This window comes from Sphingobacterium sp. 1.A.4 (genome assembly GCF_002734245.1).
Classification (GTDB): domain Bacteria; phylum Bacteroidota; class Bacteroidia; order Sphingobacteriales; family Sphingobacteriaceae; genus Sphingobacterium; species Sphingobacterium tenebrionis.
This window is the reverse complement of record NZ_PEAZ01000063.1, coordinates 1-15,301: the sequence shown is the minus strand read 5'-3', so window position 1 is coordinate 15,301 and position 15,301 is coordinate 1. Positions and strand designations below refer to the sequence as shown.

The window sequence follows — 15,301 nt, the reverse complement described above, 5'->3', positions numbered from 1 at the left end:
TTTCTGTTAATTGGTATAACCTGGATTTTGTGTTAAGTTGTTATTGTTCGCCCTGGCTTTTGCCGGAATAGGGAAAAGACGTTTATAGGTTTCTGCAGCATTTGCTGGTTTGAACAATTGCGCATTCTCCCATCTTCCAAAACGGATCATATCCGTTCTACGGGTCAACTCAAAAGTAAATTCCAGCGCGCGCTCTCTATAGATGGCATCTAAGGTCAAGCTACTTGCAGTGAATTGTTTAGATGGCGTGCTAGGGAATGCTCTTCCACGAACCATGTTTGCTGCTGTCAATGCTTCGCCCGCATTTCCGTTGGTTGCCCCACGAAGAATTGCCTCGGCTTTCATCAGGTAAACATCTGCCAAACGCATCACCACCACATCATTTCCAGCATTATTGTTCAACTGGTTTTTGTCCGGGTAGTATTTGATACAACGTGCTCCAGCCAAACGACCGCCATCATTTGCACCACCAATATCGAAATCTGATCCTGGTAATAAGTTAAAGCCGTAAGGGTCGATCACAATGTTGACATTGTCATAGACCAAAGGTTGGCCTGTGGAAGTATATTGTTGGCCGTATAACCATTGTTGCTTCCGGATATCATCGTTTTCAAAATAGTCGAAATAGGCAGGCTGTGTACTCCAGCCATTCCAAGGGTTGGTACTCAACTCGAAGGTTTGGCGGTGGGCATAGTGTAATACACGCAAGAAAAGGGTATTACCGCCTGCTCGGGTGGCATCAAATGGAATGGAGAATATAGGTTCTGTACTGGAAGAACCGTTATCTGGCTTAAATTGGGCCAAAAAATCGGCCTCTAAGCTGTATTTTCCCGAGTTGATCACCGCATTGGAATGCTCCACAACTTTATTCCATTGGGCAGTACCCGCATAAACCTGTGCATTCAAATATACCTTTGCCAATAAAGCATGGGCAAACCATTTCGTCGGTCTGGCGTAAGTAGCCTCCGATTTTTCCTCATTCAGATTCGCCAAGTTCTCTTCCAATTCCTTTACGATGAAATCATAGATTTCTGCACGGGGTTTGGTACTAGGCAATTCTGTACCCGTATCAAAGGAAGTAACCAAAGGTAGATTTCCATAGGCGTCCATCATCAGGTAATAATACCAGGCACGCATCACTTTGATCTCAGCCAAAGTTTGGGCTTTGGTATCGGAATCCGGTGCATTTTCCAGGATACTCAATACCCGGTTACAGGTACCGATGGCATTGAAACCCCAATCCCAGGTATTGCTCACCACCTCATGGGAAGACGACCAGGTATGGAAATGCATATCGCGCCATTTTCCACCATCAAACCAGTCACCACCACGGGTTGGCACCACCACTTCGTCTGCTCCTCCCGTTTGTAAACTGAAATAATTGTCGAAATATCCTCTGGCAGAGGTATAAACAGGTCCCGTAACGGCCACAAATTGTTCAGGCGTTTTTGGGAAAGTATCTTCGGTATAGGCCGAGTACATCTTGTCATCAAATTTGGTACAAGATTGACCCGCCAGGGTTAGCCCTAGGGCTACCATTAAATAGAGTTTGCTATAATTTCTTTTCATGACTTACAGATTAAAAGGTGAAGTTTACTCCCATAGAGAATGATCTAGTTTTTGGATAATAATTTCTATTATCAATACCTGGTGCCAAACCACCTAAGCCTACTTCTGGATCTACTCCACTATAATTCGTAATCGTAAATAAATTCTGTGCTGTTAGATAAACACGTGCATTTTTGAGATGACGTAAGTTTCCTGTTTTGAAGGTATAACCTAAAGTTGCATTGTCAAGACGTAGGAAAGACCCATCTTCCAAGAACCTGCTAGAAGCAATCAATGGTGTTTCAAAGATTCCTTCTTCTACAGCATCTTTGGAAATATTGGTCACATTTGCCTGTTGTAATCTGGAAAGATCTGCACGTGTAGCATTAAAGATCTGGTTACCATACATGCCTCTTAGGAAGAAGTTGAAATCCCAGTTTTTGAACTGGAAGTTGTTGTTCCATCCGTATGTGAATTTTGGTAAAGCCTGTCCCATGACCATATAGTCATCCGGTGCGGAGATCTGATCTTGGGTCACCAGCTCACCATTCGGTTTTTGGTAAATTGTTTTTTGGGTTGCTTCATCATAACCTATGTAATTGGCAACATAGAAAGTTCCCAAAGCATGTCCAGGCAATACGATAGATGCTGTTTGACCAGTCCATCCTTCCAATCCGATACCACCTTCAAAGCGTTGTGATACCCCGATGTTCTCGATATTGGAAGCTAAACTTCCCACCTTATTGATGTTACGGGCAAAATTTACGGAGGTATTGTAAGAGAAGTTCTCGTTGCGATATACTACTGCATTCAACACCACCTCTACCCCTTTATTGGTCATGGAGGCACCATTTGCCAATAATCTATTATATTGGTAAGGAGGCGAAGGAACATCATATTCGTATAAGAGGTCTTTGGTTTCCTTGTTGTAATATTCAACGGAACCAGAGAATCTTCCTTTTAGCAATTCAAAATCGATTCCTGCGTTAAACATGGAAGCGCTTTCCCATTTCAGGTCAGGGTTTTCATTTTGGTTTACGCCGTAGGCATTCACCCATTCACCGTTGTAATAGAATTGGCCATCACGAGGACCGAAAATGATGATCTGCCGGTAAGGATCGATGTTTTGGTTACCCGAAACACCATAACCTGCCTTCAATTTCAAATCGGAAAAGATCGTTTGATCTTTCATGAATGCCTCTTCGCTGATTCGCCAAGCTCCAGATACGGAACCAAAGGTTGCCCAACGGTTGTTCGCACCAAATTTTGAAGATCCATCACGGCGAACGGCTGCACTTAAGATATATTTATCAGCAAAAGTATAACCCACACGACCGTAGTAGGAAATCAATAAGGATTCCAGAATGTATGGATAATCTTGGAAAGGATTATATCCATTTGGCAAAGTACCTAGGTTCAGGTTGTTTGCTCCTAAGTCATCCGAAAGGAAACCGGTTGAACGTGCTATTACACCATCATTGTTTTTGGTTTTTTGGTAAGAATAACCCACCATCGCATCAAAAGCATGCTGATCTTTCGTAAGGTTATAGTTCAGATAACTCTCTAAGATCTGATCGATGTTTTTCAGGTTCGTGCGTTGTGCAAAACCTTGTCCCAATGCATTGGAATCAAAATCCGTCCGGTGCATATAGTACTTGCGATCATATTGATTTTGTTGGTAGGAAAGCACATTGGTCCAAGTCAACCCTTTGTATAAAGTTAAATCAGCTTTTAAGCTTGCCAATAAGGTATTATTGTTTCTGTTCTCATCGCGTTGGTTCAACATCGCTACAGGATTCATGTAGCCTGTTCTTCCCGGCACTTGGAAATAACCTCCATAAGGTGCATAAGTTGGATCATCACTCATGATCGGAGAAGTCGGCACAAAGCGAGCTGCACCATTGAATATTCCATAGTCAACATGGTTGGATCTATTCAAGCTGTTGGCTAAGTTCAAAGCCAATTTCAAGCGGTCATCAAAGGCATTCTGATCCAGACCAACCCTTGCCACAATACGCTCAAGATCATTTCTTTTCACAATACCTTGATTGCTGAAATAATTGATGGATGCATTATAACGTGTTCCTTCAGAACCACCGGTCATGGACAGGTTGTGGTTATGTGAAAATCCAGTTCTGGTGATGGCTTCTTGCCAATCGGTGGTGTGCCCAGCTTCCGATGGGGAAACAGCCAAGCCATGCTCTTCTACAAAGGCCGCATGTTCAGCAGCGCTCAGGACATTTACTTGGTTGGCGATTCTTTCGGTTGCGGCGTATCCACTATAACTTAAAACTGGGGTTCCCGCCTTACCTCTTTTTGTGGTCACGAAGATAACCCCATTTGCTGCGCGGGAACCGTAGATAGCGGTGGATGAAGCGTCTTTCATCACATCCATGGAAACGATGTCATCGGGTGCTACCAATTCAATATTGGCACCCACCACTCCATCGATCACATATAAAGGAGATGAACTTGCTGTTAAGGAAGAAGGTCCACGAAGTTGTACCGTAGCTCCCGCCGTTGGATCACCACCCGAACGGTTTACGGTTAGACCCGCTACTTTACCCGCCAATAATTGATCTGGCGAGCTAACCACCCCTTTATTGAAATCCTTTGGACCTACACTGGCTACCGATCCGGAAATCTGTTTCTTTCTCGCTACACCATAACCAATCACCACGATCTCATCTAGATCGCTAGCCGTATTTTCGATCACGATGTCCAGCACGTTTTCTCCAGCTTTGATCGCGATTGCTTTTGAAGCTGTTTTATAGCCCATGGCGGTTACCGTAATGGTCTGGTTTCCTACGGCAATGTTCTGAAAACTGTAGGCTCCTTCAGGACCTGAAGCAGTTGCCGCTTGAGTTCCCTGAACCTGGACTGTAGCACCTAAAACTGCCTGTCCTTCCGAGTCGGTGATACGTCCGGTCAAACTTGCAGTCTGGGCAAATACAGACATGCTCATCAACATCAGTAATCCGATGCTTAAAATGGCACGAGTAAATAATTTGCTCATAATTGTGTGTTTTGTTGTTTAGTAATTTAGTTTGTTATTGCTCAATACAAAGTACTCCCCAGGAGCCAATTGTATTCCACTTTGTGTTGTTAAGGTTTTGCTCTGGTTATTTAAATTGTCGTGCCAGGTACCTGCCATGGCAGCACTGATGTTAAGTTGCTGTTGCACGACATCAAAATTGCCGATGATCAGGACTTTCTGTCCAGCACTTTCCAATAGGTAATATTTCACGGCAGCATTCAAGGAAGATGCCTGCAAAGTCGCGTTTCGGAAAATAGGATTTGCCTTTTTCATCCGGATCATTTTCGCATAGTTCTTGAAGAGCTTGGTCCGGATCGGATCGTTGAAATATTCCCATTTGATTGGCTTCTCTCCTGTTCTTCCATTTTGATCAATGGAGATTTCATAACCCAATTCCCCGAATTGCCAGATCATTTTTGGTCCTGGTGCAAACAGTAGGAAGCTTGCTGCCATGCTATTTCGATCAATAGCGGTAGGCAATTGCTTGATGGAATAACTTCCGGAGGTATTGCCATACTGCAGGTTTTTGAACATGATCCGTTCTTCGTCATGGGATTCCATGTAACTGATGAGGTTTGGATTGGAAAATCCTCGATTCTGTGCAAATAAGCGTGAGAGATCGGATTTATTATCGCTGTTGTAACCCATGGTAGCCTCATTGAATGCATGGTTCAGGTTGTTCCAGAGGAACATTCCAGCCTCTGCCAATTCTTTCTCTTCTCGGTCATCCGCAAAGTGTTCCAGGATCACATATGCAGTAGGATCTATGGTCTTGATGTAGCTGTTGTACATCTTCCACAATTGAACCCGGCTAGCATCATAGGCGGACCATGCCCCGACCGCCGATTCTGAAGTGCCGGAGTTCTTTTGTGTAAACCCTTTTGATAAATCAAAACGGAACCCATCCACCTTATATTCACTTAACCAATATTTTAAAACGTCTTTTACAAAAGTCTGGCTGAGATTGCTCTCATGGTTCATATCATATCCTACATTAAAAGGATGCATCGCGATTGGATTGAACCAAGGATTGGAAGCCGTTGGAGCTCCATTCTCAAAGTATAATTGCACCATGGGCGATTGTCCAAAGGCATGGTTCAAGACCACATCCAAGATCACGGCCATCCCTTTCTGGTGGCAGGCATCAACAAATGCTTTCAGCTCGTCCTGCGTTCCATAATATTTGTCCAGAGCCAAATGGAAGGATGGGTTATAACCCCAGGTGGAATTCCCTTCTGACTCTTGGATAGGCATCAATTCTATGGCATTAACTCCTAATTTTTCAAAATAGCTGATAGAATCCTTCAATGTTGTATAATCATGGCTTTGGACAAAATCCCTGACCAAAGTTTCATAGATCACCAGATCGTATGGATTGGGTTTGTTGAATTGGCTGATCTTCCAGTTGTAGGAGGATGCCTTTAAATTCAACACAGATACTATACCCTGAGCTTGCGCAGGATAATTAGGCAAACTTGACCTATAGGAGGATTTAATTCCAGCATCATGGGCAGGATCTAAAACCAAATGGCTATACGGGTCAGCAATCCGAAGCTTGCCATCTACCATAAATTGATAAGTATAATCCTGGTTCAGATTAAGGTCGGTCAACCTGATCCAAAAAGTCTTCCCATCGGGGGTTTTATTTAATACATATTTTTCAGAAGCCTGATATTGATTGAAATCACCCAACAAAAAAACCGATTGTTTCTGTGGAGCGGTCAGTGCAAAGGTGACCGTATTGTTGCTTCTATCGATGCTTACTCCATTTGGATTTACACCAGCTGGCAATTCCGCAACAGTGGAAGTTCCAGTTACAAATACTTGGAGAGTTTGCGTGCTTTGCTGACCATTAGCCTCAACCTTAGCCAAGAAATTATGTAAACCTACTTTAGTTAATTTATGGCTAGCTTTCAAGGTTTTACTGTTTTCTTCAACGCCGATCTGAACACCGTCCAAACTCAGGCTGATTTTCCCGGATTGGTTAGCCATGATCTCAAAACTGATCTCTTCCTGAACAGCATAACTTTCCTGCTCCGTTTTTAGCAGGTAGGTAGGTTGGGTAACAGGTTTATTGAATCGGATGGCTAATCCTTCCTTCTTTGCTATTGGAATATATAGATCTGAACCATCTTTATTTCGACCTACTTTAGTGCCTGTTCCATTTCTTACCAATAAGGCTAAGTACTTGACATCATTTCCATTGGAAAGTTTATAGAGAACACTTGGATTTAATGTAAAAGCATATTTACCATCATTTCTTTTGGTCATTTTGAAGGAAGCATCATTGCTCGTCCAGGAGCTGATTACATTTTTCCAATCCTGCGCACCAGCACTAGCGGCTGTGATCAGACCCATATGCAGGTATAAATCTCCGTTTTCGCCTTTTAATTCTGCATTCCCTTTGGAAGGATCAAATAGCAAAGTAGCTTGATCATTCCAATAGAGAAAGCCTTGCTCTACCGACAATAAACCTTCTGTACTTACTGCTACAGGATTGGGTTCATCGGTTGGCACGGCCTTCTTACAGGCCATAAAGCTCCATAAACTATTAGCGATTAAAAGAAATATGATTAACTTTCTCATTTGCTTACGATTTGGCATCCTTGGGAACGTTCCCAGAATGTGTGCAAAAAAATCATGGATACTTCAGCAAACAGGAATACCAAAACAAGATGTTGGTGTTCAAGCCTAAAAATAAGATGATTTTAATATTTAATCTTTGCTACGACAATTGATGGATTGCAGTAGGTTTATAATTTTAATTGATTTCAATGTTTAGTTGGGAATGTTCCCGAAACTACTCGAAGATAAGAGGATATTTTTTATTAAGCAAGAAATTTATGATATTTTTTTACTGGAATCTTGATAAATGAGACTGGAATCCAGGATGATAGTTTGCTGTTCCTCTAATTTTACCGGTTTAGCAAGGGATTCAAATAAATAGGTAGCCGCCACTTTTCCCATTTCAAATGCAGGTTGTTTTACCACGGAAAGTGAAGGGTTCAACAGATCGGTAATATCCAAACAAGAGAAACAGATCAACTTCAAATCTTCAGGCACTGCAATTCCTTCTTCTTTCGCCACACGTAAGGTGGAAATGGCTAGACGCTCTACCGAGGCAAGGATGCCATCCGGTTTTGCATCTCTCAATAATTCACGGATATCTTCCGTATTCAGTTCCGCTTGGTTCACGGTATCCAATACCAACTGATCATCTACAGGAATCTTGTGTTTTTTTAAAGCCCGTTTGTAACCATCCATTCGGACTTTACCTATGGAAATGTTGGGATTGATGACCAAATAGGCAATTCGTTTACAACCATTTTTTATTAGATGTTCGGTAGCTAGGAAACTGGCCTCTTCATCATTACCCGTCACATAGACGGTATTGATATCATCATAATTCCGATCAAAGAAGACAATGGGAATATTATTATCTTTCAACAGGTTCAAATGGCTATGATCATTGCCTTCGCCCGAAGCTGACATCAGAATACCATCTACCCTACCATTGGAAAGGGAACGGATAATGGATGCTTCGTTCTGAACCTGATGGTCTGTCACATAAATCAAGGTATGATATCCTTTGGATCGTGTTACCAATTCTATTCCTTTGATCGCCTGACTGAAGAATTTATTTCCAAATTCAGGAATGATAATCGCAATTGTTTGGCTCTTGCTAACCCGCAAGTTACTGGCATGAAGATTAGGTGAGAACCCAATTTCTTCAGCCATTGCCAAGATACGTGCCTTTGTTTCCGGGTTGATGTCGTTACTATTCCGAAAAGCACGGGATACCGTAGACTTTGAAAGTCCAAGTTTTGCGGCCAGATCGATAATAGTTAATTGAGACATATAATGTATATGGTTGCGGCTCAAAGATATGGCAATTATCCTAATTTAAAAATAAAAGGCTTGCCAATATTCGGCAAGCCTTTAACTGATTGAAAAAATCTTGTTTATTTAAACCCTTATTAACCTTCTTTTAAGATCGAATTTACCTTATCAAACTCCTCCTGTACCTCTTTCGATGCTGGTTTGGTTATTAACGAAACAAGCACAATAGTCAAAAATCCCAATAAAAATCCAGGGATGATCTCATATACCGCTTTATAATCATGAGGAACATAAACCCAGATCAAAACGGTCGCTGCGCCAACCAACATGCCCAAAAGACCTGCCATGGCTGTCGTTCTTTTCCACACCAACGATAAAATAATGATCGGACCAAATGCAGCACCGAAACCTGCCCAGGCATTACCTACCAGATTAAGGATACTATCCTTAGGTGTCAGCGACAAAAGAATAGCGATGACAGCAACAATCAATACCGAAATCCTACTCACCAAAAGCATATTCTTTGCCGAAGCCTGTTTATTGAAAAAAGTCTTATAAATATCCTCGGTCATGGAACTGGAAGTTACCAAAAGTTGGGAAGAAATCGTACTCATAACGGCGGCCAAGATGGCGGACAATAAAAATCCTCCGATCAATGGATGGAACAATACACGGGAAAGATGGATAAAGATAGTTTCTGCCGCTTCCTTCGAGCCATCAAACTTGGTCATGGTAGCTTGGTCGAACTGTTGGAGATAGGCAATACCGAAAAGACCAACCAGCATGGCACCCCCAACGGTAAATATCATCCAGGTGATCCCAATTCTTCTGGCCTTCGGAATATCCTTCACACTGTCAATTGCCATAAAACGAACCAAGATATGCGGTTGCCCAAAATAACCCAAGCCCCAAGCCAAAAGGGAGACAATGGAGACCGTAGTGGTTCCTTTAAACAGATCGAGGTAATTGCTGTTCTTGTTTTCGATGATATCCATGGTCGTGCCTAATCCTCCCAACTGGGATATTAATACGATGGGAAGAATCACCAACGCCAACACCATGATCGTCCCTTGCACAAAATCTGTTAGACTCACTGCCAGGAAACCTCCTAAGAAAGTATAGAGCACTACCACCGACGCAGTGAGGAACAAACCGGTATAGTAGTCCATATTAAAGGCCGATTCAAACAATCGTCCACCAGAAACCATTCCCGCTGAGGTATATAAGGTAAAGAATACCAAGATCAGGATGGATGAAACCAACTTCAGCAGTTGGGTCTTATCCTGAAAACGGTTTTCAAAGAATACCGGAAGGGTAATGGCGTTTTTGGCTACTTCGGTATAGACCCTTATTCGAGGCGCTACGATCACATAGTTGAAGAATGCCCCAATGGTAAGACCAATAGCGATCCATGCTGCGGATAGCCCAGAAAGGTACATAGCACCCGGTAATCCCATCAAAAGCCAACCGCTCATATCCGCTGCACCAGCAGATAAGGCAGTAACTGCTGCCCCCATTCTTCTACCCCCGATCAGAAATTCCTCCGAATTGGATGTGGATTTCTTCCAGGAATAAAATCCGATCGAGACCATTAACAGCATGTAAATGGTGATGGAAATAAGTTCGTATATATTCATATGGTTAATTGAAAAGATAAAGATGCTATAATTTTGGAAGAATTTCCATGGTTTTTAAATGATTATCCAATATAATTTTTGCCTCAGGCATCTTTGCCGACCATTCTTTTAAGGTCTTTAAGGCGTCCATCTGATAAGGATAGAAATCCAAGGCTTTTTGGACCTGAAGTAAAGCGGCTTCTCTATCCCCTTTTTTCATGGAGAAAAGCGCCTTAGTCAATTCTTCAGATGCATAAAATAGGGAAGAATGCTCTCCCTCCATTTTGTTGAAGAAAGCCTCTGCTTCCGCTACCCTATTCTGAGCTATTAACAGCCTAGTGATTTTCAGGTTATTTTCGGGCGAAGTCCTGGAAGGATCACCGTCCCTCACCATCAATTTTGCTAAGAAATCCGACAAGGATTTAAGGTCTCCTTTCTGCGTATAGGCTTCCGCATACAGCAATTCAAAATCAGCTCGGCCGGCTTGTGTTGCTTGTAAGGTCGGGTAGATCTTATCTAGGTTTTCAAGGGCTTTATCAGCTTCCTGATTGGCCAATAAAGCTTCCAGGTATTGCATCCGGATGCCATAGTTCTGTGGTTTCTGCGCAGAGATGTGCGCTAAAGTCTTAAGCTGTTCTTTATCGCCTAATAGTGCCCGCTGCCAAGCAGCAAAGGTTTTTGCCTCGTCTTTCCTGTCCCTCAGGTAGGTTGATATCTCTGATCCACTTTTGATATATTCATCTGCCGTTTCAAGGGCTTCAACTAACCTTCCCCGATAGAAATAAAAATTACGGAGGGTGGCAGAGATCCTTGCCTGTTCCATATAATCCGTTTCCAGTTCATAGGCTTTTTGGTATAATCTCGCCAGGCCATCGACGTTTTCAGGATCTTTTGCCCCCAATAATCGCGCTTCTGCTAAATAGATTGGCGCATAATCAGCATCCAGTGCTTTTGCTTGGTTCAGTTTTTGGTTTGCCTCTTCAAATTTCTTTTGGGAGGTAAGGAATTCCGCATGGGCAAGGATTGCCGGAAGATAGGCTGCATCAAATTGTAAGGCCGTATCGATCAATCTAATTGCCTCATCCAAGTCATTCCTACTGCTATAATTTGCCAGATTCAAATAAACCTGAGACCAATTGGAAGCCATCGCTTTGTGATCTCCTGCGAGGTATGCCTTTTCCTTTTTGATCAGTTGATCAAGGAAGGCATACATTTCCGGATCCTTTGTCTGCAGGTCGGCCAAGGTATTCATGGATTTAAAATCCAAGGGATGCACTTTCACTTTTTCAAAGTAAGCCGGATAGGTCTGTGCAAAATACTCCGATTCATTGTTCTGTGAATAGTAGTCCAAGGTCCTACCGTTTTCCATCGCGCTGTAATAGAGTGATTTTATCTTTCTATTCTGCTCGTCGGTAAGTACCATGCCGTGGAACAGGTGTACATATTCATGCAGCAATACATTTCGTTCCTCAAAAGCACCACGTTCCACATATTCAATGGCTGCAGCACCTGAACCCACGCCTCTGATATCCATCCATTGCCTATTGTCAAACGTAGTATTGAACCTGAAATAAGGTGCTTTCATGGCAATGGCCAAATCAATGTGCAATGGTGGGATCACAAATAAGCGGTGCTGTTTGACGAGGAATGGAAAGTAAACCGTTGATGTATATAACTGGTTCCAGGCCATTCCTTTTGCTACATTCCCAGGATAATAAGCCACATCGGGAAAGACTTCCAGGAAATCCTCCATGTTATCGATCTTCGGATTCCGGAGGGATTGCATGATGCGATCATACGTCTTCAAGTAAGGGATCCGTTTGGATTTAATGACAGCCGCTAATCCATTATGCGCCGGACCGTAGTGTTTTTTCTTTTGTAGGATTTCGATAAATAGATTCTCCGATTGCCTTAATCTTTCCAAACGATCTAATGCATCAAAATCGCTATATAGGAGCGATGCTTTATGCATAGCCGGTAATACAGAGTTTGGATATTTAGTACTAATCCGATCGATGACCTGATAGGATTCATTGATTTTATTGGCCGTGAACTGACTATCCGCCTGATTAAGATCTTGTCTAATTTCCTTTTCCTGTTTATCCAGGTAATCGGCATAAGTAAGGTTCGTATGTCCATTGCCGAGATGCCAATGCGATTGGAAATGCAATGGGTTCAATTTTAGGGCGATTTCCCATTGTCCAACCATGGCATCCAGTTGGGTGGCGTCAATTCGTCTCCAAATGGCATATCCATAATAGAATCTAGCATCGGCATGGAACGGATCCAACTTCAAGCCTTTAACCAACACTTCCTCTGCTTCTTTAGGTTTCTGGTCCCAGAAAAATACATCCGCCTTGAGGAAATAACCTGCTGCCTGATCGGGGAAACGCTTGATCAGATCGTTAGCAAGTTGCAATGCTTCCGGATATTTCTTCTGAAGCATCAGTGCCCTTCCCAATACCATGGCATAATCCAGGTCATTGGCTGTTTGCGGCAGAATAGCTTTCATCAGTTGCTCTGCCTCCTCCAATTGCCAAGCTTCGATCAAGAGGATCGCTTTCCATTTCTGGATTTTTAGATGGCTGGATTCCTTCTGGTTCAATCCGCTCAAAAGCTCTTCGACAGTCTTGAACTCATTGTTCAACCAGTTATATTTTGCTTGAACATCGATTTTATCGACCCTGGATAGATTCTTAATCGTGGGTAATTTCGTGTTTACATAGGTCCAATCGCCAAGGTCAAGTAGGCGGTTCATGACTTTCGCTGGATCGGATTTCCGATCTTCCAACGATTTGCGCTGCTGAGTGATATCTTTTTCCAGCTTGGTTTGGATCTGTTGTAGATCGTCCAATAGGTCCTGCGCATTTAGGGTCAGGACAGATGATATAGCAAGAAAAAGAAGAAAAAAGTATTTTTTCATTTAATATTTCGCTGCTTGATCGGGTTTCGGAGTAGATAATTTGATGAACTGTCGGATGTCCTCATTGGCCTTGATCAGGTCTTCTTTTCGCAGGTACATCATATGTCCACTGCGGTAACCTTTGAAGCTCATTCTTGGAGCCAGTTTACCCGATGGATCCATCTGCCACATATTATATTTTGCATTGAAATAATCACAGGCCCCATCGTAATAACCAGACTGAACCATAACATGTAGGAATGGATTGGCAGCCATGGCCTGCCTTAAGTTGTAACCAGTATTATCATTGCTGTTGTCCCAAGGATGCACATTGCCGAACATATTGTATTTCACATCCGATTTATACTTTAGTTCATTGGCATAATAATAGTTAATGGCTGGAGTAAAAGAATGCAACCAGGAAGTCAATTCCGCATTAAAATCGGGGCGTTCTCCGCCATCGCGCATGTCGATTCCCAAATAGCGGGAATCCAGACGACCGATGGTCATACCTTGATCCCTCAACAGTTCTTTCCAATACAGATTGGTGGAGATATCCATGTTGTTCTGGGCAATGACCGTTTCCGACAATCCGGAATACCTGGCCATCTTTTTAATGATGGCTGCTTTACTGTTGGCATCTAAGCTAGAGCCTTTCGCGATAGCCGGTAACAATTCGTCCATGGTGAACTGCTCCACCTCTGGCAACATCGCTTCCAATTCCTTGCTCTGCAGATCGGAAGGTAATTTTTTATGGAACCAGGCTGCTGCTGCATAATACGGCCAACGTAAGGCTTTTTCCAATGCACCATCCCTTTTTATCCCCAATTCTGTTGGAGATACCAAGATCACGCCATTGAGGTACATCCATTGGTTGTTCTGAAGTTCATGGGCAAGTCCGGATACGCGGGTGGTACCATAACTCTCCCCGATCAAATACTTCGGAGAGGCCCATCTATTGTTCCTTGTCACAAAGGTATTCAACCATTCTGCTAGATATCGGATATCGGCATTGATACCAAAGAATAATGATCGATCTGCCTTTTCATCCAGTATCCTGGAGAAACCGGTATTTACCGGATCGATGAATACGATATCCGCTACATCGAGAATAGTATAAGGATTTTCCTTGACGCCATAGGGCTGTAAGGGATAACCTTCATCATCGATATTCAATAACCGTGGACCGGTATAGGCCAAATGCATCCATACCGAGCCAGAACCTGGGCCACCATTGAAGGAAATTACCAATGGTCTTTTATTGCGATCTTGGATATCATCGCGGTAGTAATAGGTATAGTGAACAGTTGCTAAAACTTTTCCGGCATTATCCCAAACGGGTTGGGTGCCTGCTTTGGCTGTATAGGAAAATTTTTGTCCATTAGCGGTGATCTGGTGTTTGGTGGTTACCGCGGAATCAGCTAAGGGAATACGTTGGGCATGTGTTATGGAGATAAAACATACGGCCAACATGGAAAAGAAAAGGTGTTTCATTTTATTTAGTAATTAGTTTTTAGTATTGAGTAATTAGTATTTAGTAGTTAGACCTATGGCGCCCTACGTCATTGCGAGGAGGTACGAGGAAGCAATCTTTGGATATGCGGCGCCCTTTGTAATGCTGTGATCGAACCTTTGTCATGCTGAGCGCAGTCGAAGGATCTGTACGGGTACCACATGTAGATGCTTCGACTCCGCTCAGCATGACATGCGGGAAGATTGCTTCGTTCCTCGCAATGACGCGTGGCGGTCTTCAAAGCCCTCCGAATATACGAAAAAACGCATAAAAACAGAAAGCCCCGTCATCTATCGATAACGGGGCTCCTTTGTAAAATTAGGCGCCGACCTACTCTCCCACCTGTTACGGCAATACCATCGGCTCTGGCGGGCTTAACTTCTCTGTTCGGAATGGGAAGAGGTGGACACCGCCGATATAGGCACCTGAAGATCCTTATGAGATATTGTTCTTTTACACTTGACACTGTACCACGCATGCAATAGTCTAAATACTAACTACTAAATACTAAATACTACTGTCAATGCCGGCAGGCATTGACATGTTATTGGAAGAAAGGATCAAAAAAGAGAGAGGACAACAGTACTATCCGCATTGGAAAGCTTCGGGTTATTAGTACCACTCGGCTTTGGTCTCTCAACCTTTACACCTGTGGCCTATCAACGTCGTCATCTCCGACGGCCCTTATGAGGAAGTCTCATCTCGTGGCTAGTTTCGCACTTAGATGCTTTCAGCGCTTATCTATCCCGGACGTAGCTACCCTGCCGTACACCTGGCGGCATAACAGGTTCACCAGCGGTCCGTCCAACCCGGTCCTCTCGTACTAAGGTCCTCGTACTAAGGTC

At 43.1% G+C, this 15,301-nt stretch carries 7 protein-coding genes and 2 rRNA genes; all 9 read right to left on the bottom strand.

Annotation, left to right across the window (positions count from 1 at the left end):
- Positions 1-6: 6 nt before the first annotated feature.
- Entirely contained in the window at positions 7-1,569 is a 1,563-nt protein-coding gene (locus CRJ00_RS10585; protein ID WP_099366845.1) for a RagB/SusD family nutrient uptake outer membrane protein, read from the bottom strand.
- 10 nt (positions 1,570-1,579) lie between these two features.
- A complete protein-coding gene (locus CRJ00_RS10580; protein ID WP_099366844.1) occupies positions 1,580-4,564 on the bottom strand; it encodes a SusC/RagA family TonB-linked outer membrane protein in 2,985 nt (994 codons plus the stop codon).
- Between the two features lie 18 nt (positions 4,565-4,582).
- Positions 4,583-7,171: an alpha-amylase family glycosyl hydrolase gene (locus CRJ00_RS10575; RefSeq protein ID WP_180268475.1), complete on the bottom strand. Its 2,589-nt coding sequence runs from the start codon at positions 7,169-7,171 to the stop codon at positions 4,583-4,585.
- Positions 7,172-7,426: 255 nt separating this feature from the next.
- Positions 7,427-8,443, bottom strand: a complete 1,017-nt coding sequence (locus CRJ00_RS10570) for a LacI family DNA-binding transcriptional regulator (RefSeq protein WP_099366842.1) — start codon at positions 8,441-8,443, stop codon at positions 7,427-7,429.
- Between the two features lie 119 nt (positions 8,444-8,562).
- The gene (putP, locus tag CRJ00_RS10565) at positions 8,563-10,062 is read right to left on the bottom strand and encodes a sodium/proline symporter PutP (protein ID WP_099366841.1); all 1,500 of its coding nucleotides are present in this window, start codon (positions 10,060-10,062) and stop codon (positions 8,563-8,565) included.
- Between the two features lie 25 nt (positions 10,063-10,087).
- Complete coding sequence (locus CRJ00_RS10560) at positions 10,088-12,964, bottom strand: tetratricopeptide repeat protein (protein WP_099366840.1); 2,877 nt, start codon at positions 12,962-12,964, stop codon at positions 10,088-10,090.
- Positions 12,965-14,437, bottom strand: coding sequence for a S10 family peptidase (locus tag CRJ00_RS10555; protein ID WP_099366839.1), 1,473 nt, complete (start codon positions 14,435-14,437; stop codon positions 12,965-12,967).
- Between the two features lie 336 nt (positions 14,438-14,773).
- Positions 14,774-14,885 (bottom strand): 5S ribosomal RNA (rrf, locus tag CRJ00_RS10550).
- Between the two features lie 164 nt (positions 14,886-15,049).
- Positions 15,050-15,301, bottom strand: a 23S ribosomal RNA gene (locus CRJ00_RS18980); the annotation flags it as partial.